Source organism: Sphingobacterium sp. E70 (assembly GCF_019285695.1).
GTDB lineage: Bacteria > Bacteroidota > Bacteroidia > Sphingobacteriales > Sphingobacteriaceae > Sphingobacterium > Sphingobacterium detergens.
The window spans coordinates 744,065-762,106 of sequence record NZ_CP079104.1 but is presented as its reverse complement, the minus strand read 5'-3'; the positions used below and the strand labels follow the sequence as shown (position 1 = coordinate 762,106).

The window sequence follows — 18,042 nt, the reverse complement described above, 5'->3', positions numbered from 1 at the left end:
TAATCTAATGCATTTTCATCATCCCAGATATCTGGGTATATATCTTTTCAAGCATGGTGGCAGAGTCGAAACGTTGTGTTAATTCATCTATTGAAATTTCCTTTAACGCTAAATCAATCTGTCTGGTTTGTTCTATATCTGTATAGGTTGCTGGGCCATAGCCCATGTCCTGATTGCGATCAATGTCATTAGGCCCAACTAATAGCCAGGATAAGGGTGGAGCGGCCTGATCGTATGTGCCGATTGATTCTCCTGTCAATAAAAAGAAAATACCTTCCCAAGCTTTGTCAATATCTATCAAATTGTCCAAATGTATAGCTTCTTTGCTATATACCATTTTGCTTAATGAATGACTATCGGTGAGAAAACTATTCAATGTTTCCAAATTGACCCGGAGGAAATTTTGTATCATGCTCATGATCTTTCGATTTTGGTTGACAGCTTTTTATTTTCTGTTTTACAGAAGGATATAACACTGTTGATTGTATTGAAAATATGAACTGGAGAAATATTAATTATTGCTCCGTGTAAATGCAAAATAAATAACATATAGCCAGCCCAAGATGCCATGAATCAGCGCCCAGAGAATAGACTTGTTACGATCCCAAGAAGTAACGACAGCAATTACAGAACCAAGTCCAATTCGGATTGCGTAATTGTTTGGGTCGTTGAACGGCTAATTTCTTGTCCGAAAACCATGCTCGACATTCCGATGAACATGATCAATAAAGCTAGTTGTTTCATAGTGTTTTATTCAGTTCTTTTCGTTTTGACTCCGCATCGATTTTTTTGATTCGTCTAAAATTGTCGGTCTTCTAATCTAGTCTAGATTATTTTTCTAAGTTCCGCAATTCTTCCTTAAGAAACAAGCTGTTGTCCTTGACTTGTTTTACAGTATTTGCTAATCGGGTAATTATCGGTGCCATTGTCTGGGATAAAACTGTACCCAAATGATAGCGAATCTTAAAAAATAGGTAACGAATATTAAATGCCTTAAAGAGCTTGTTTTGAAAATGCGTTATTTGTTGAAAAATCGAGATATGAGAATTATTATTTTGACATTAATCATCAGTACATTCGCATTGACGTCCTGTGGCAGTAATTTGGACTTCGGATATAATGAGAAGATTGCCCGCCTTTTCTATAGTTGTAAAGAAAAGTTGGATGAAAGCTACAATAAATTACTGGAAGGAGAATATGATGCGGATAAAACGGATGAATTATCCTACGAAATGAAGCTCAAAGAGGTACAGGCGCTGAGCAGCTATATCAAAGGAATAAAGAGTGAAGTTAATGCATTAAAGCCTAGTGAAGCTGCGAAGAGTTTCCATTTGACTACAATAGCTTACATGACGAGAATTACAGATGGTTATGGTACGTTGTTGGTCAAATATGTGGATGAGCAGAAAAAAGGTGCCAGACAGGCCTTATTAAGAGATATTACTGATGAAAAAGCTAAAATAGCAGTCCTGGCAGATACTTGTTTGGAAAAACAGGTTGAGTTTTTAAATAAGGTGGGGATAAAGGTTGCCGCTGCACAATAAATAATTCATGAAACATAATTTCAGCCAATGAGAACATGCTTAACAATTGATAAGTTTTATTTAATGTTTGTTTTACTTCTACTTGTTGTATCCTGTAAAACTAAAGCCATAAAACAGGCTATCAGACCCCCGATCCACAGGAAACTGTACGACCGTATTGGCTAGCTCAAAAGTATGATCGAGTAATGAATATTGAAGATCGTCAGGTGGCACGATTAGAGGGTAATTATCTATTGGATCTGCCATTGCAGTTTAAGACGGATTCAATAGCTGTATTTTATTTGAGCGCAAAGATCCCAGTAGAACTTTTCAAGAAGCCTTCGGCGTTTTATCCTGAATTGCAGGAATTTATTCTTATTGTTCCTGATTGGAAGTTTTACAGTGAAGTCAATAAAATGGCTTCAAAAAATGGAATGTGCGTGGAACCTGAAACCACTAATTATTATTACTATATCAGACGGGAAGAGGACAATGTAAAAGTTGATAGCGTTCGGCTTGGGGATTGGAAAATCCAGTGATTGATTTTGCTAAACCTATGGTGCCCGAAAACCTATTAACAGTATATTGGAAGGAAAGCTATGGTTCTGTCTGCTGCCCTCGTGATCCAATGTGGGATATCGCTGATCAGGATAGCTCTTTTATCCGAAGTTTTGAGGAAAGAAATAAATTTAAGGTAACTGCCGGGAGATATATTCAAAAGCAAGGAAAAGAAGGCGAAAATAGTATATATTATACATTGCCGGGATTGACAACAGCACAGCGATTGCAATTTTTGCTTGAGAAGCGTGCACAATGGAGATTAAATAGCGAAGCCAAGAAAATGCCACTTTCAACAAACTTGTTTACACCTCAATTGCAGCAGATGATAACAACAGGTTTTAACAAGCTTGAAGAATTGCCTTAGCAGATAAGAAAATAATGTCGAGTCGAAGATTTCCGTTTTTAAAATGTATCTGTTCAAAGTATAGGGGTTATATAACATTTGATAAATAAGCATAATTTTGAAATAGTATGAGAATAAACAATCCATATAAAATTGTAGGCATAGTGGCAATAATTGTACTTTTAGGCGGCTCCTGTCAGGGACAGGATGCAACCAAAGCTGCTAAAGAAGGTGTTGAAGAGACTGTTTTACCTATCAGTCAATTAAAGGGAAAGTATAATGCGGCAGAAGATATCTGGGAGAATCCGGATACTACTTACGAACAATTTATACGATTTGATGGCGAAAGTCTTGCAACTTTCCATCGGACGGATGCCAATGGCGATTTAGGAACTGTTGGCATCGTTGATAAAACAGGAAAGGTTATTGTACAGCCCAACTATTTCAGTACTACGACAAAACCGCATTTTGGTTTTTTTGAAGTACAAGATAGTAAACAACGTGTAGGATTGATCAATGAGAAAGGCGTGGAGATTGTTTCGCCACAGTATGAGTCTGTCTTTTTGGATGCCAGTCTTATGGCGATTGATAGTATGATCATCAAAGTTGCGAAAGATGGCAAACAGGGATTTATTGATCATAATGGCGCTATTGTGATTCCTTTTAAATATCAGGTTTTGGACGTTGTGGGTAAAAATAGGATCATGTATATGGAATCCCCACAGCATTGGGGATTGATGGACTACAACAGCAAAATATTAACCGATCCTGTTTTTACATTTAGCAATATTTTTGTCGACGGAAAAATGGTGGTGCAACAGGCCGATGGCGAAGAGTATACACTCTATGAAGATGGAAAAATCATTAAGAAATAATTGTTGTCCTGAAGTAAGAAAGTGCTATTTCCAGATCGGGAATAGCACTTTAATGAATAGACTGTCTTTATGATTGTGTACATTATAGACTAACGAGTGATTAGTTAATCCAGTAACTGTATTTCAAATATTTTGTCCCAATTTTTTCCTGTGAGAAAAAAGGTATTTGATTTTTTATTGTACGCAATTCCGTTTAATACATCTAGATCAACATGTTGTGTCACATTTTCTCGTAATTTGGAAAGATCGACTAGCCCCTCAATAGCGCCTGTTTTTGGGTCGATGATACCCATAACATCTTCCATAAAGAAATTAGCATAAATCTTTCCCTTTACCCATTCCATTTCGTTTATCTGGTTAACGATTTTCTCATTTGTGGCAACACGGATATAATCAATTTTAGAAAAGTCATTGGGATTGAGTATATAGATATTTTCTGAACCGTCAGACATATACAAATTTTTACCATCCGAGGTCAGTCCCCATCCTTCCATGTTTTTGAAATATGGCAGTGTTTTTATTGTCTTTAGTGTTGCCATATCATAGACATAGGCAAGATTGCTTTTGTAAGTCAATTGATATAATTTCCCATTTAATATGGTTGCACCTTCACCAAATATTGAATCTGCTAATTCGATCTTTTTGATTGCTTGTCCTGTTGTAGGATTGACAATGCGGATACTTGACTTACCTTTATTTCCACTAACCCAACGCCATTGCCCGTACTTTCCATCAAGTTTTCTCCAAAGAACTCTAGCCCCTGTGTGAAAGCTTTGATATCATGTGGGTAGGTATTAACTATTCGGTACTTTAAAATTCGAGGCGGGTCTGATGGCAGATAGTCTATGTTTACTGTGTTTTCTTCGGATTTTCCAGTATGAAATACAACCGCCTTAATGATTTGCTTGCCAAATTTCTCTCTTGATAATCTATATGTTACTTTATTGTTTTCTGTGACTTTAGCAATCAGGTAATCATTAATATAATAAAGGATGGAATCAATTTTTAAATTAGAAGTATTTGCAATCTGAAACGATAATTCTTCATTTGTTGTATAATCTTGTTTTATCCCCTCGAAGCTAAAGCTTGGGTTATTTTTGGTAAGTTATCTGGAGACGGTGATGTGGCTTTTTACCGTTTTCTCCACAGCCTATAAAAAGAGATACTACTGTTAGCAAAAATAGTGAAGAGATTGTTTTCATTTTTGTAAAGCTTGAAGATCGTGAGATTTGTTTTATACTTAAAGAAAGATAAATATAATTTCAAAAGAAACCTAAATCATCGCTGAAAAAGATTCAGCACGAAAAACAATTAGGTTGTTTTGCTCTAAAATAGTCCTGAAGACCTTGTTGCGGGAATAGCTATACAGAATAGGTGAGGGATAAAATCTGAAGCAGCATTTTGGTAATTAGGTTTGAGCGATACGAAATAATTTCGTATCGCTCAAACCTTTATTGTTATTGTTTTTATCCCACCATACTTTGGACAAAAAGGAGTCTCCGTTCTGCATTCTGGAAACAGCGTCTTTGAGATTTGTTTGATTTAATTCAGCCTCTTCACTGGAGTAAATAGCTCGACGTGGTATCTGTCTATTGGTGGATCCCGGATTTGGACCAGGTGTCAATTTTGGATAACCAGTACGTCGCCATTCGGCAAATGCTTCCATATCTCGGCCAAATAAACTTATCCATTTTTGAGTAGCGATTTTCTCCATCTTTTGCTCGTCTGTCAATCCATTTAGGTTGATGACATTTTGCTCATAGGATGAGGGGATGGAAGTTAGATTGTACGGAGGAAGGGCAAAGGCAGCTTTGACCCCATCTGTAAAGAATGATTGCGCATTTGTACCTGTCGCGCCCCAACCTAACAATGCAGCCTCGGCTTTGTAAAAACAAATGTCTGAGTAGGTCATTGCATAACTTGGTATTGGCGCAAAATTCAAGCTAAACCATGTTGACTTATTGGCCGTAGAGTAATTTGCTCTGATCAGTTGAGAAAGTTCATTATCGGTTAATGCTACACCAATTCCTTGATAGGTGGTAACACCGCCTATAGTGACAGGTTCTGCAAGTAGACCTAAGCGTGGATCATTATACTCCTTCAATTTGTTTACCAATGTGTTGGCTAAGTACCGTAAGTCGGCGCTCCCAGTAGTCATCTGCCGTAATATAGGGTTTTGGTTTTCGGCTTGGGCATTATTAAATGTAGGAACTGCAGCATTATCACTATTACTTGAGATTAACCCAAGTGGAGAAGTCATTGCTTCTGTAACGGTCTTTTGCGCTAATGAGAGGTTGGCATAACGCATTCTCATGCCCAATTTCAGTTTTAAGGAGTTTCCGAATTTTTTCCATTTATCAATATTACCGCCATAGAAAAAATCGGAGGAACCATAAGATTGATCACCAGCGGTGAGACGTGCCAAAGCGGCATCAACCTTTATGACCAGTGCGGGATAGATATCCTCTTGTTTGTCAAACTTAGGGGTTCGATTAATCTCTCTGCTATCTTTTGTAATTTCCGAATAGGGGATGTCTCCAAATAGATCAGTCAATCGTTGGTATAGATAAACTTCATAAAGTTCGGTTATGGCCAGTTTACTTCTACCTTCGGGACTTTCTTCTTTGCCGCTGAGTTCCTTTTTATCTGAATGATGTTTCTGAGCAAGGTAAAATGCTGCGACCATATCAGGTTTTCTGGTCCTTCAAAATAACGAGATACGGGTACCACTGGACCACCCGCCCAATGCTGGATCCAAGAACCAAACTTATTGTTTGGAAGTTCTCCCGACTCCTGAAAGGTTCCATCGCGGAGGATTCTAGCCATAAGCAATGCGGGATCTATTGCTGTCACTGATGTTGGTGGCGTATTTATTTTTTCAAAGTCTTTCGTGCAGGCACTAAATGTTGCAACGGAGACAAGAGCGATAACAAATCTGTTTTTTATCATTTTCGTTTTCATAATTCAGTGTTTTAAAGACCAACGGTAAGGTTAATGCCAAATGTTCTCATCATAGGTAGGGAAGTGGATTCAATACCTATGGAGCTATTGTTTACATTGAAAGCAGAAGCTTCTGGAGAAAAACCATCTGTTTTTCGCTGGAAATAGAATAAGTTTCTGCCATATAGACCCAATTTCAATGAATTAATCATACGATGTGGTATCAGATTTTTCGGGAATGAATATGAGAGACTGATTTCGCGCATTGCAATATAACTCATATCATTAATCATTTCCTCAGATACCATGACTTCTTTATCACTAGCAACCATATTCCAATAATCCTGAGCATTCACCTGTTTACTGTTTTTTGTTCCGGTGCTTGTCCAGTTGCCTGCATCATCTTGTTGTGCAACCATCCCATCAGCGACATAGGTACCCTCACGTCCTTCTAACGTTTTTTTGCTCGTCCCATAAATTATTTGTTCTCGATTGGATTGTGAGAAGATCACTCCTCCTTGACGAATATCAACAAGTGCATATAAGTTGAAGCCTTTGTATTTTAATGTGTTGCCGAAACCGCCTATCCAATTTGGTTGCGCATTTCCAAGATCAGTTTCCACTCGTCCCGCGGTACGTAAAGGGAGCCCTGTCGTTGGATCAATTAATCGGTTTCCATTTTCATCCTTAATCCATGCAAATTGAGTTCCAATAAGCTGACCAAATGGCTTTCCTACTTCGGCGACGACGTTGATTCCTCTATCCGTTGCCAAAAGGAAACTTTCTACACCAGGGTAAAGCGATTCAACCTTGTTGCGGTTTCTATTAAAGTTAAATGTTGTATTCCATTCAAATCCTGATTCGGTTTTAAGGGGAGTGGCCCCTAGTACAAATTCGATCCCCTGTTACTGATTTCTCCGGCATTGATGCGATTTTTCACGTAGAGACTTGATGGCGCAATCGGTACATCTAGAATCTGGTTTTTTGTTTTCGCCTGATAGTAAGTAAAGGATAGTGAAAGTCTATTTTTTAAAACCTGAGATCTGCACCAGCCTCGATAGAGGTGGTCAACTCATTCTTTAAGTTGGGATCAGGGATAATTTCGGTGTATGAAGCCATCGGTACACCGCCATGTGTATATTGATTCAGACTATACGCACCTGTCAATTGGTAGGGGTTTCCGGAGCTACCGGCCTGTGCCCAGGAAGCTCGGATCTTGGCAAACGACAGCGCGTCTGACTGCCATTTGAATGCATCAGATAGCACAAGACTAGAACTTATCGAAGGGTAGAAAAACGAATTATTATTTTTGGATAATGTTGAAGACCAGTCATTGCGCGCCGAAAAATCGACAAACCAATAATCTTTATAGCTAAATTGGCCTGAGAGGTATACCGAATTGATTTTAGACTCGATAAGATCGAATATATAGGTATTCGTAGTGGTATTATTGATGACAAAGAGATTAGGTACGATAAACTGATTACCGGCGTTTCCGGTCATTCGCAGATATCGACTTTGATGACTTGCCCCTATGTTGGCGCTGAGCTTAATGTTATCCGATAAAGTGAAATTGGAGCTGGCAAGGATGTCAAAGTTATCTTCGCGGGATCGAATAACTTCTTCTCTGATATCGCCTTTCCTGTTTAAGCTCTGATAGGTATTGATCGGTCTGTATCGGAATCGCTGATCTGTATAGAAATCGGTTCCTCCTGTCGCTGCTACTTTGAGCCAAGGGGCGAAGTCATAGCTTAGGCGGAGTAATCCAATGATGCGGTCGCGGCGATCTTCGTTGTGATTTTCATGGATTGTCCAGAAAGGATTGGCAGTGGAACTGTTCGTAGCGTAAGTTTTTTCCAGGCCTTCCGTTAGTCCCGAAAAACCAAGCTGCCTGCTTATTTCCTGTGTCGTCCATTTATATTGGGACATGATATCATTCCCTAGGCTTCGTGGCTGACTGATAAATAAATAGGCTGGATTATCGGCTGCATCAGCCAATGTTGGTCTATTGTTTCCTTTTTGAGCGATGTAATTTGCTTTTACATCAATATGAAGTTTGTCCGTAATTTTTGCCTGTGTGCGTAAACCAAAATTATTCCTTTTCAAAGTATTGGTCGGGATATATCCCTTCACATCTGTGTTGGCAAAAGAAAAACGGTAGTTTATTTTTTCATTACCGCCGTCTACGCTTAAGTTATTGACAAATTGTTTTCGGTCTGGAAAAAGATGCATAGGTATCAGGTTTAGGTGTTAGCTGCAGTACATTTCCATAGGCATCTTCATAAGTTTGGCCTTCCATTTTCGCTCCCCAGCTGGCACGTGTTGTACGGTCCCGCCCCGCACTCATTTTTGGGATACCACTGTAACCGTTTTTATGGCTTCACTCATGGAAACGATGGTTCCATCGTCTTTTCGGAAGTGGGTAAATGTGCCATTTAGTCCCTGACCATATTCATTTTGAAAATCAGGGAGTACCAAACCATTTCCAAAGGAATAGTCGGTACCATAGCTGAAGCGTGTTTTACCAGCTTTTCCTGATTTTGTTGTAATCAGGATGACGCCGTTGCTTCCTCTTTGACCATATAGCGCCGCGGCATTGGGCCCTTTTAAGACGGACATGGTCTCAATGTCTTCGGGGTTAATATTACCAATACCGTCGCCATAATCTGTACCACCGGATTGGTTTGGTGCTGAAATGTTTTGATTGTCAATCGGCACACCATCGACTACGTAAAGCGGTTGGCTATTACCAACAAGTGAGTTGTTACCACGAATAACAACTTTCGAAGAGCCTCCAGCACCGGAAGCGGCACGGCTTACTTGCACACCAGCGACCTTTCCTGAAAGTGCATTGGCAACATTTGTTTCTTTACCCTGTGTCAATTCATCTCCTTTTAGCTCCGCAACAGTATAACCAAGGGCTTTTTCTCCTTTTTAATACCTAGTGCAGTGACAACTACTTCTTGTAGATTTTCCGATACCGATTCCAGACTGACATTGATGGCAAGCTTATCTCTTTCAGAGATGTTGTAATCTGTCAGTTCCTTGGTTTTAAATCCGATAGAGGAAATGGTGATTTGGTATCCTTGGCCAGCTGGGATCTGATCAAAGGAAAAGGTACCATCTGCAGCGCTAGTCGTTGCCCTCTTGAATTTGTTAGTCACATTCTGGATAGTGACTGTTGCGGAGTATATGGGCTTACCCGCTTCGTCGCGAATGACGCCGTTGATCGCTGCCTGCTGTTGTGCATTAACGATCTGATAACTAGTTGCCAAAAGGCCCATTAGTCCAAGACGTAAACCCCAGTTTACATCAGCACGGATATTGGTTCTTAGCATAAACATGGTTAGTAGGCCATGTTTGGAAGGTAAATAATTGTGCATAATTTATGGATTAAATAAGTGAATTATATTTTATTCTGTATGGTTATAGTAATGTGGTGGAGTTCTTGTATATCTGAAAGTATTTTTCGGAAGACAGAAGGATCATTTTCATAGGTGCCACTGTAATATTTATTTTCGATAACTTCGAATTAAATTCAAGTTTGATATTATAGTTTTGACTTATAATATGCAGTAGATCTTTAAGGGCTAAATTTTTGAAGATTAGTGTATTTTGTTTTTCGGAATAAAAACCTCTTCTGTTGAATTTGGACGAATTCATTCGTTCTTCCGCAATAATTTGAAGTTGTTGATGATCGATGGTTATTTCTTCATTTGGAATAAATTCAAGGAGCAGAGGAGGGGAGCCTGTTGTATTTTTTAGACTCTTTAATTGGATACGTCCTTCAAATAATTTGACTTTTGTTTGCGAAGATTTTAGCTCATCTACGCTAAATATTGTACCTAATGCCGTTGTTGTTAACCCAGTGGTATGTACATTAAAGGGTCTTGACTTGTCTTTGGCAACAACAAACTTTGCCTTTCCTTTTAAATGAATATCACGGCTAGACAGCGAAGAAAAGTTATCTGCAAATCTAACTTCCGAATTAGGATAAAGTTCAATTTTTGATCCATCAGGAACATCTACCTGCATCGGCGAATTGCCAGAATTAATATAATAGAAGTTGCTTGGGGACTCCAATTTCGGAGTTTGTTTTTTTGCACAGAAGTAATCGTAGGTGTATTTGTTGTTGTCTTCCAATAATGAAAAGATTCCCAGCCTAGTGTTCCGACAAGTAAAAGTATCGCAGCATATTTCAATAGGGCATAGATCCGTTGTTTTGTATCCCTGATCGTAATTTTTTTAATTAGGGATTGTTTGATTGAGTCATGCTGTTCAAAAGCTATATGTTCTTCTATATTATGCCATTCGCTTGCTGGAAGCCAATCATCCAAATTTAGTTGGTTATTATCCAGTGCATTTTGAATCGCATTAACTTCTTCGGTATTTGCTTCTCCGCGGAGATATTTTTCGACGAGTTCTTTCGTAATCTTCATACATATTAATTACGATTGAAAATAAGGTATCCCCAAAAGAAAATTAAAAAAGATTTAGCATCAGTATGGAGAGCAATAATGCTTTTCTTATTGCTTTTAGCGCAAGCGTAATTTGATTTTCTACTGTCTTGGATGATATAGAGAGTTTATCCGCGATTTGTTTATGGGATAGATTGGAATATCGGCTCAACATAAAAATCTGTTTTCGCTTTTCGGGGAATTGATTAATGATATGTTGTAATGTAGTTTCAAGCTGTTTGGCATAGTAATCATCTTGTGGGGAATAGCGCTGAATGAGCTCATTTTCTACCTGAAGAAGTTTCTTTCTATTATATTCTTCTTTGATTAGGTCCAAAATTGTTGTCCTTGCAATACAAAAGATCTGGGATTCTACAGTGGCATCAATATTTTTTTCATTTAAGTTTTTCCAAAGCTTAATAAAAACACGCTGTACAGTTTCTTCGGCTAAATAAGAAGATCTGGTTTTATTGAACGCATACTGGAATACTTTGGGACTCCATTGATCATAGTATTCCTCAAATGTTTGGATATTTAGCGAATAATTGATTCCCATAGCGTAGACTTGGAATCTCTAATATAGCTAAACTAAATGATTTAAGATAAATTTAGGTAGAGTTTTTAGACTTGTCAAAACGTTAAGTAAAACATTAAGATAAGGAGGTGCATCCATAGCGAGTCCTACAATGAATCGTGTTATGTACTTCGTTAATGAAGCTCATTTTTTGTCTAAAGGATATTTCCACGGATATATTCTTTCCCCATATAACCATCCCAATTTTCATGGTCGCGCATAATCTGATGATAGACTGTGGCTAGAGCCTGCATTTTTGTGAATAAAGGAATGCCTTTTCGGATGCAGTCATAGTCTGTATAAATCCCATTGCGATCATTCCATTGAAGCCATTGGAGCAATTCTTGTCGTTTCATAAGTGAGAGCCTATCAAAAAAGTGCTTTATCTTTTAAATCCAGCAGCTGATAGCGCCAATCTTTTCGTTGAGACTCCATTGCCATGATTTTTGGTAGTTGATAACCGATAATCTGTTTGATGAGAGATTCCATAGTTTGAGCAATTAATTGTTAAACATAAGTTGTATGGGGCCATTCGAAATGCTATTAAACTGCTTTTTCGTATGACTGCGCAAGATCTCTCTATAGGTATATTCTACGGCTTTTGATTTGCAAAGCGGTTTTACATTATTTTCCACACATTTACGGTCAGTGTAGTTGCCTTTTGGGTTATGCCATTGTAACCAATCAAGGAGTACCCCCGATCCATCACTTCAAGTCGTTGAAGTAAACCATTTATTTCACTTTCTTTAAGTTGTTCACGCCAATCGGACCATATCGATCGTGATGTGAATTCTCTGTTTGCTTTGAATTTATTTTCCATTGTGTTTTATACTTTTTGTCGGACTTTATTTAGACTATCAACTTTAGTTAGACTATCAACTTGCTTATGATCGCATTCCCCAGTTTACTTTTCATAAATAACGCAATCTGTTGGAGTAATTCAGGGCTGACTTCGGGTACTCTTTCCAAGTCTCGAATAAACCATTTTTGAATCACAGGATAATGTTTAAGAACTGGATCAAATTTAACCACTTCAGCTCTTGACGATTTACCTTCCGGATCGTAATACGACCAAAGTACAATAAAGATTGTATTGGGATCCTCATCGGGATAGGGGTATGGAAGCGAACAATATCGCCAACATGTAATTCCTTATTGTCATATCCTTTTGCCTGTTCCATAAAGACCTTGTCTAAAATTGATATTCAAATATACTAAAAATATTAGTTTTATAAAATTTTATTGATTTTTTTGCTAAATATATTGTTTATTAGGATTAGAGCGATCTAGCTTTATTTCTATCGGCAGAAACTTAATGATAAAAAAGGATTTTCTTATCTGTTTGATCGGTAGTTGTTTGTATTTTTAAAGGAGCAATAAGCAGTTTGTGCAACTGCTTAGCTTTGGTAGAGCACATGACATCTTGTAGCAAAAGTGTTTGAAAAGATAATGTGTAGGGGGAATGCTTCTCATTATTCAACAATAATATACAGAAGAATTTTTGTTGAGCTCCCTTAAGCAGAGGAAATGATGCTATCAGTCTTTCAGAAATGAAACAAGAGGTTTGATAAATCGGTCGAAAGCTTCAATATGGGGCAGGTGTCCGACGTTATCAAGCTCGACGAGTTTTGATCCTTTGATTTTTTGTTGTGTTTCCTTTCCTAAATACTGATACAGTCCCATTTTTGCGGCTACTTTAGGATCTTTTACGGTGGCTTTACCGATCGCAGTTCTATCCCGCGTACCGATGATGAGGAGGGTGGGTGTTTTTAGATGCTGAAATTCATAAACAACAGGCTGGGTAAAGATCATGTCTGATGTTTTGGCATTTACCATCGCAACGATGGAATAATCCTTAGCTTTTGTCCAACCCGTAAGTAGGTATACCCATTCATCATATTCCGGCTTCCACTTGTTGTCATAATAAAATGCACTTTGATACCTTTTTGCAGCTTCGTATCCAGCTTTTAATTCCGTTTGAAAATTTTGGTCGATGGAAGTATATGGAGCGACAAGTTTCCAGTCTTCCAGCCCAATGGGATTCTCTAAAATAAGTTTTTCCACAGTTTCAGGATACATTAATGTAAACCTCGTTGCAAGCATCCCGCCCATAGAGTGGCCAAGTAAGGCGACCTTATCAAGTCCCAACTTGTCTAAAAGTAATTTTGTATTTTGGGCTAGCTGCTGAAAAGTAAACTGATAAGCTGTGGGTTTCGAAGATTTGCCAAATCCAATCTGATCAGGTATTATAACACGATACCCAGCCGAATTTAGTGCCTGAATGGTTGTTTTCCAGTATGCTCCGTTGAAATTTTTGCCATGCAGTAATAACACGGTGTGACCATTTGGTTGTTGTGAGCTGACATCCATATAGGCCATTTTTATTTCTTCACCCTGACTCTTTAAATTCAAGTAATGTACTTCATAAGGGTATTGATAATTATTGAGCATAATATCCAGTACAGGGCGATCTGTCTGCGCGTTTGATAACGAATAGACGAGACTGAGCAGTACTAGAGCGAGCTGTTTTATCAATAAATTCATTTGTATGTTTTTTTAAATATACATCATTACTTTGGCAACTTTATTTTATAAACCTGATAGGGTAATTTAACTCGGTCTATGCCATTGTTCCATTGCGGATCTCTGGATAGCTGTGCACATGAAAAGTAAAGATAACCATTCCCATCTATACCCAAAGAATCCGGCCATAACAATCTGGGATCCTGTGTCAATAGATGAATTTGTCCATCTGGACTCAAGTATTTGATACTGTAATCCATTGAGGTCGTCAGATAAATATTACCGTTCCGATCCGCGAGTAAGCCATGTGTGACGCCTACATTTCCCATGTCTTCTACTTTGCCTTGCAGGGCTGATTGGGATAGTGTATCATCCGCAAGGTACTTTGTAGCGATGCGGTATAAGTGCTTTTTATTAATTGGTTTAAAATAGAAATAATTAAAGTCATGACTTAGCGCTATCCCGTTAACGTGAGAGAGAAAGGGTTTACCGTCTTTATAGCGCATGTCAATGCCGGAATAGGAAATGACAACTTCCGGATCAGCTAATGTGAAGGAACTTTTTCCAGTACTTTTCTACTATTTCCTGATTGAAGATCAAGCACAATTATTGCGGCCTGACCAGGATCGGAAAGATAGGCTAGATTTTTTCAAGGTCAATGCGTACATCGTTCAAACCTGATTTCGCTTTGTCAAGATCATCAAAGGTATAAATTCGTGCTATTTGATTATTTTTTGTATCGATTTTAAGGAGTTTGAATTGTCCGGTAGGAGCTGTACTATCTGGACCGAAAATAGAGCCAGAGGTTGAAGGTTTAGAGTCTAAGACCCATAAGTTGTCCTGTGCATCCACAAAGATGTCCTGAACGTTTACAAAATGTGAACTTTCGTCCCCTTGACTATTCCATACTTCATTAGGATAGGGGTGCTTTTACCATCAATGATTTCGGTAAGGGCGTACCGATAATCTTTGTTTTGTTTAGGAAATGATACGAATAATCTATTTGTCGAAGTTGCGCTGACGCCTATGGGACGGTAGGGTCCAAAAGATGCCGCGACTTCTAGTTTCGGATCTAGAGCGAGTTTTTCTTGTGCTTGCATTGTAGAGCATAATAGATGAGTGAATAGGAAATAAAATAAAAGTCTTTTGAACATACTTGGTATTTATTTGAGATCTGACGACCGTGCTGAACGAATTGTGAAAAGCAATATTCTATTTTATAACTTCTTTTTTACTGTTATTGTTTTATAAGATTATTATATAAGGTGAGCGGATAGCCCCGTTAGTTCAGATGGAATGGATTCGTGGTGCAAGGACCGTGAGAAAGCAATTCGGATTTTTCACCCCGATCAGGAGTTAGCCGTTGGGTATTGGGAAGACGAGCGTATCGGTTCGCTGCGAGGATAAGGAAAGTCGTAAACGCTATCGCGGGAACAGCTTTTGGTGAAAATGGCATGCCCCACTATTTTCGACAGCGGGGCATGGTTTTTCGTTATTTGGTTAATTTGACACCAAATACGGATTCAAGTTTTCCTCCATCGGTCCACCGCCATTCTCGTCGGATCCTACGCTACTGAACACAATTTTTCCATCCGGATCAATTAGATATGCAGTAGGAATTCCGCTGACAAAAAAGCAGATTTTGATAAATTTGTTTTGTCGTGTAGTTGCGGCCAGGGATTATTTTCTTCTTTTACCGCTTTCTTCCAGTCGTCAAGCTTTGCGTCAATGGAGATATTGATAATTTCGAAGTTCTGACCCTTTAGCTGTTGGTAAACCGATCTGAGTCTAGGAAATGAGATCCGACATGGACCGCACCAGGATGCCCAAAAATCAATCAATACATATTTTCCTTTGAGGGTATTGAACGAAAAATCATTTCCGGTAGTATCGGGAAGGACGAAGTTCGCTACAGTAGATCCTATACTGGATCTTTTTTGCTAGTAATTTTTTCATATAACTGCTTGGCTGCTTTGGTCTCTTTGAGTGGGGCGGATAATTGGGAATAATTATGCTCCAATTGAGCGAGAGATAGCCTGCTGACCCTTCCTAATAACATAAATGGTGCATCTGCTCCATTCGGATTAAAATATTTTGCAAATAGCGAGTCATTTAATTGTGTCTCACGCTTCTCGAAATAGTCCATTGCCTTTTCAAAATTAGTGGTCCCTTCTTTCAGTGCTTCTTCACCGAATTTACTTGTGATTTCCTTGTTGATCCTTCGATGAATAGACTGTTTGGATTTGGAATAATCAAAATATGCAACTGAACGTGCAGGTCCATTTATTCGGGCTGAGGAGATGCCTTTGTCAATGTCAAAATCAAGTTGTAGCGTTCCTGTTTTTTCAATAAATAGAGAAAATGGAGAGACATAACCTTTGACCTTACTATCATATTGAAGATAGAAATACATTACATCCGGAGCTTCGGATGTAATAGTTATCTGATATTCACCATCTGGACTGATTACTGTGGAATCTTGAGACTGACCTTTGACAATATATATCTTATTAAATCCTTTTGTGTCGCCAGTCACTTTACCTTTTATTTTCAGATCGATCTGAGCAAATAGGGTATTCAATGAGAAGAAAAATAGTGCCACAAGGACTGTTATTATTATATTTTTAGATTTCATGATAAATTTCAATAAAGTTTAAATTTTAATGTACAATTGATGGATCTATTAATTTAGTCCAGCAGGTAAATATGGATCGCTATTGGGCTGTAAATTCCAGCTTGATTGGCAAGTATGGTCGGATTATTGATCTGTAATGTAAAAAATTTACTGATGACATCCGCTTTGTAGGATTTGTTACCTATGGTATGGATGACCTGTGTTTTCGACCAAGGTTTTCCTTTATCTAGTGCCAGTCTCTTGATGTCGAATGTCCGTTGATAAGTGCCAAGCTGCATTTCCCGTCTACGTTCTTTCAGAATTTCCTCTAGTAATTGATCCTGGCTGAAAGCCCCACCATTTTGAAGATCTGTATTTGCACCTGAATAGCGGTATTTGCGCAGCATATTGAGATCGCTTAACGCTTGTCCCAATTGGTTTAACCTTGCATTTGCTTCCGCTTTTATCAATAGCAACTCGGGATAAGTCATTCCCTGTGAAGCGATCATTTTGTTGTCCCTATAATACTTAAGACGTACACCATCATCATGTTTTACACCGCCTTCAACCACCGAATAACCCAGGGTTTTGAGCATAAATAGCTTGTATCTCCGATCTGTATTTTTATCAAATAGATTGATAAATTCTTCCGAAGGATAGGAGAGTAGCTGTAGGGGGTAGGGCGATAAAATAGTTGTTCCCTGTTGTAAGTCTGTTTCAATAAATTATCTTCGCCTAGTAACTCAAGACCAACTTCGGCATCGGTACCAGCTGGTGGGGATGCATTTGGATCTTGTCTATAACTGAATTTATTTAGGTTATAGATAAGATTATCAGTATTACCTTTGGCCGCTATGGCTTGCGCCCATGCTTCATTTGCATATTTGGACATTTTGGTCCAATCTCTTTTGAACATGTATAGCTGTGCTAACAAAGCATTAACCGCTGGTTTGCTTGCACGGGTAGGGTTTCCAACGGTATTTGGAGCACCGGTCAATGCATCGAGCAGATCTTTTTCTGCAAGATCCATAATTTCATTTGTGCTAGAGAGACCCGGATTGGGGGTATTTGGTGAACCTGTTGTCCGGTAGGGAAGTACTTTTTGATCATTTTTACCTTCAGGATCGTACATTGGACCATAACCCAGTCCGCCGACCAGATAGGACCAAGCTCTTCCAGCTTTTGCCTGTGCAACAATTATTTTGCCCAGATCTGAATTTTCCCCTTGAGATTTGAAACTTCATCAATGGCGATATTGAATATGCCCACAGCACGATAGATGGCCCATTCCCATGTGTATTGGGGATCTATCGGATTCGTATAGGGTAATAAAATTTAAATGCAGCCCAACGATCTACATTCGGGTGGGTACTTTTGTACAGATATATAGCCTGATTTTCACTGATCGTTAAGTTGTCACCCATAAAAGCATAGAAGCAACCTCTGTTGTTGTCTGCATAAAATGAGCTAATGGTATTTGTATTATTCAATAAATTCTCCAAATCTTCGACTTTTGAAGGAATCAACTGTCCAATAGGTTTAACATCCAGGTATTTGTTGCAGGAGAAGGTCGATATGGAGACCAGGCCCAGTGCAAGGTATATTATTTTTTTCATTTCAATTAGTTTTTTT

At 38.5% G+C, this 18,042-nt stretch carries 28 protein-coding genes and 1 pseudogene; 4 read left to right on the top strand and 25 right to left on the bottom strand.

Annotated elements, in window-relative coordinates:
- Positions 1-4 precede the first annotated feature (4 nt).
- Entirely contained in the window at positions 5-418 is a 414-nt protein-coding gene (locus KUH03_RS05550; protein ID WP_257091942.1) for a YfbM family protein, read from the bottom strand.
- Positions 419-1,040: 622 nt separating this feature from the next.
- On the opposite strand from KUH03_RS05550, the gene KUH03_RS05545 reads away from it, so the two are divergent.
- The 4 genes from KUH03_RS05545 to KUH03_RS05530 all read left to right on the top strand — a co-directional run bounded on the left by KUH03_RS05545 (position 1,041) and on the right by KUH03_RS05530 (position 3,302).
- Positions 1,041-1,544 (top strand): hypothetical protein, encoded by a 504-nt coding sequence (locus KUH03_RS05545; protein WP_257091941.1) that lies wholly within the window; start codon positions 1,041-1,043, stop codon positions 1,542-1,544.
- A 185-nt stretch (positions 1,545-1,729) separates the two neighbouring features.
- Positions 1,730-2,062 carry a hypothetical protein gene (locus KUH03_RS05540; protein ID WP_257091940.1) on the top strand — a complete coding sequence of 111 codons (333 nt, stop codon included), beginning with the start codon at positions 1,730-1,732 and terminating at the stop codon, positions 2,060-2,062.
- Positions 2,059-2,448: a hypothetical protein gene (locus KUH03_RS05535; RefSeq protein ID WP_257091939.1), complete on the top strand. Its 390-nt coding sequence runs from the start codon at positions 2,059-2,061 to the stop codon at positions 2,446-2,448. The genes KUH03_RS05540 and KUH03_RS05535 overlap by 4 nt, the downstream gene beginning before the upstream one ends.
- A 143-nt stretch (positions 2,449-2,591) precedes the next feature.
- Positions 2,592-3,302 (top strand): WG repeat-containing protein, encoded by a 711-nt coding sequence (locus KUH03_RS05530; RefSeq protein ID WP_257091938.1) that lies wholly within the window; start codon positions 2,592-2,594, stop codon positions 3,300-3,302.
- A gap of 104 nt (positions 3,303-3,406) precedes the next feature.
- On the opposite strand, the pseudogene KUH03_RS05525 reads toward KUH03_RS05530, so the two are convergent.
- The 24 genes and pseudogenes from KUH03_RS05525 to KUH03_RS05420 all read right to left on the bottom strand — a co-directional run.
- Positions 3,407-3,994 (bottom strand): annotated as a pseudogene (locus KUH03_RS05525) (glutaminyl-peptide cyclotransferase); the annotation flags it as partial.
- A complete protein-coding gene (locus KUH03_RS48155) occupies positions 3,931-4,140 on the bottom strand; it encodes a glutaminyl-peptide cyclotransferase (protein WP_373564784.1) in 210 nt (69 codons plus the stop codon). The pseudogene KUH03_RS05525 and the gene KUH03_RS48155, both read right to left, overlap by 64 nt.
- 570 nt (positions 4,141-4,710) lie before the next feature.
- Positions 4,711-5,988, bottom strand: coding sequence for a SusD/RagB family nutrient-binding outer membrane lipoprotein (locus KUH03_RS05520; RefSeq protein WP_257091937.1), 1,278 nt, complete (start codon positions 5,986-5,988; stop codon positions 4,711-4,713).
- On the bottom strand, positions 5,889-6,263 hold the full coding sequence (locus KUH03_RS05515) for a hypothetical protein (RefSeq protein WP_257091936.1): 375 nt from the start codon (positions 6,261-6,263) through the stop codon (positions 5,889-5,891). The genes KUH03_RS05520 and KUH03_RS05515 overlap by 100 nt, the downstream gene beginning before the upstream one ends.
- 11 nt (positions 6,264-6,274) lie before the next feature.
- Positions 6,275-7,015, bottom strand: coding sequence for a hypothetical protein (locus KUH03_RS05510; RefSeq protein WP_257091935.1), 741 nt, complete (start codon positions 7,013-7,015; stop codon positions 6,275-6,277).
- A 256-nt stretch (positions 7,016-7,271) separates the two neighbouring features.
- The gene (locus KUH03_RS05505; RefSeq protein ID WP_257091934.1) at positions 7,272-8,474 is read right to left on the bottom strand and encodes a TonB-dependent receptor; all 1,203 of its coding nucleotides are present in this window, start codon (positions 8,472-8,474) and stop codon (positions 7,272-7,274) included.
- Positions 8,437-8,589, bottom strand: a complete 153-nt coding sequence (locus tag KUH03_RS05500; protein WP_257091933.1) for a hypothetical protein — start codon at positions 8,587-8,589, stop codon at positions 8,437-8,439. The genes KUH03_RS05505 and KUH03_RS05500 overlap by 38 nt, the downstream gene beginning before the upstream one ends.
- On the bottom strand, positions 8,586-9,125 hold the full coding sequence (locus KUH03_RS05495) for a TonB-dependent receptor plug domain-containing protein (RefSeq protein WP_257091932.1): 540 nt from the start codon (positions 9,123-9,125) through the stop codon (positions 8,586-8,588). The genes KUH03_RS05500 and KUH03_RS05495 overlap by 4 nt, the downstream gene beginning before the upstream one ends.
- Positions 9,126-9,136: 11 nt before the next feature.
- Complete coding sequence (locus tag KUH03_RS05490; RefSeq protein WP_257091931.1) at positions 9,137-9,625, bottom strand: carboxypeptidase-like regulatory domain-containing protein; 489 nt, start codon at positions 9,623-9,625, stop codon at positions 9,137-9,139.
- Positions 9,626-9,668: 43 nt separating this feature from the next.
- Positions 9,669-10,277: a FecR family protein gene (locus tag KUH03_RS05485; protein WP_257091930.1), complete on the bottom strand. Its 609-nt coding sequence runs from the start codon at positions 10,275-10,277 to the stop codon at positions 9,669-9,671.
- Positions 10,268-10,681: a hypothetical protein gene (locus KUH03_RS05480; protein WP_257091929.1), complete on the bottom strand. Its 414-nt coding sequence runs from the start codon at positions 10,679-10,681 to the stop codon at positions 10,268-10,270. The genes KUH03_RS05485 and KUH03_RS05480 overlap by 10 nt, the downstream gene beginning before the upstream one ends.
- A gap of 43 nt (positions 10,682-10,724) precedes the next feature.
- A complete protein-coding gene (locus KUH03_RS05475) occupies positions 10,725-11,255 on the bottom strand; it encodes a sigma-70 family RNA polymerase sigma factor (protein ID WP_257091928.1) in 531 nt (176 codons plus the stop codon).
- 173 nt (positions 11,256-11,428) lie between these two features.
- The gene (locus KUH03_RS05470; protein ID WP_257091927.1) at positions 11,429-11,629 is read right to left on the bottom strand and encodes a hypothetical protein; all 201 of its coding nucleotides are present in this window, start codon (positions 11,627-11,629) and stop codon (positions 11,429-11,431) included.
- A gap of 263 nt (positions 11,630-11,892) precedes the next feature.
- Positions 11,893-12,093, bottom strand: coding sequence for a hypothetical protein (locus KUH03_RS05465; RefSeq protein ID WP_257091926.1), 201 nt, complete (start codon positions 12,091-12,093; stop codon positions 11,893-11,895).
- 172 nt (positions 12,094-12,265) lie between these two features.
- Positions 12,266-12,454, bottom strand: coding sequence for a hypothetical protein (locus KUH03_RS05460; protein WP_257091925.1), 189 nt, complete (start codon positions 12,452-12,454; stop codon positions 12,266-12,268).
- Between the two features lie 355 nt (positions 12,455-12,809).
- Positions 12,810-13,817, bottom strand: a complete 1,008-nt coding sequence (locus KUH03_RS05455; RefSeq protein WP_257091924.1) for an alpha/beta fold hydrolase — start codon at positions 13,815-13,817, stop codon at positions 12,810-12,812.
- A gap of 26 nt (positions 13,818-13,843) precedes the next feature.
- Positions 13,844-14,323: an L-dopachrome tautomerase-related protein gene (locus tag KUH03_RS05450; RefSeq protein WP_257096709.1), complete on the bottom strand. Its 480-nt coding sequence runs from the start codon at positions 14,321-14,323 to the stop codon at positions 13,844-13,846.
- 112 nt (positions 14,324-14,435) lie between these two features.
- On the bottom strand, positions 14,436-14,648 hold the full coding sequence (locus KUH03_RS05445; protein WP_257091923.1) for a major royal jelly family protein: 213 nt from the start codon (positions 14,646-14,648) through the stop codon (positions 14,436-14,438).
- 17 nt (positions 14,649-14,665) lie between these two features.
- Positions 14,666-14,896, bottom strand: a complete 231-nt coding sequence (locus tag KUH03_RS05440) for a hypothetical protein (RefSeq protein WP_257091922.1) — start codon at positions 14,894-14,896, stop codon at positions 14,666-14,668.
- Positions 14,897-15,397: 501 nt separating this feature from the next.
- Positions 15,398-15,721: a TlpA family protein disulfide reductase gene (locus tag KUH03_RS48150; RefSeq protein WP_373564783.1), complete on the bottom strand. Its 324-nt coding sequence runs from the start codon at positions 15,719-15,721 to the stop codon at positions 15,398-15,400.
- Positions 15,718-16,398 carry a hypothetical protein gene (locus KUH03_RS05435; RefSeq protein ID WP_257091921.1) on the bottom strand — a complete coding sequence of 227 codons (681 nt, stop codon included), beginning with the start codon at positions 16,396-16,398 and terminating at the stop codon, positions 15,718-15,720. Before KUH03_RS05435 ends, KUH03_RS48150 begins: the two co-directional genes overlap by 4 nt.
- Positions 16,399-16,484: 86 nt before the next feature.
- Positions 16,485-17,006, bottom strand: a complete 522-nt coding sequence (locus KUH03_RS05430) for a RagB/SusD family nutrient uptake outer membrane protein (protein WP_257091920.1) — start codon at positions 17,004-17,006, stop codon at positions 16,485-16,487.
- Positions 16,964-17,542 carry a hypothetical protein gene (locus KUH03_RS05425; protein ID WP_257091919.1) on the bottom strand — a complete coding sequence of 193 codons (579 nt, stop codon included), beginning with the start codon at positions 17,540-17,542 and terminating at the stop codon, positions 16,964-16,966. Before KUH03_RS05425 ends, KUH03_RS05430 begins: the two co-directional genes overlap by 43 nt.
- A gap of 175 nt (positions 17,543-17,717) precedes the next feature.
- Complete coding sequence (locus KUH03_RS05420) at positions 17,718-18,026, bottom strand: hypothetical protein (protein WP_257091918.1); 309 nt, start codon at positions 18,024-18,026, stop codon at positions 17,718-17,720.
- Positions 18,027-18,042 lie beyond the last annotated feature (16 nt).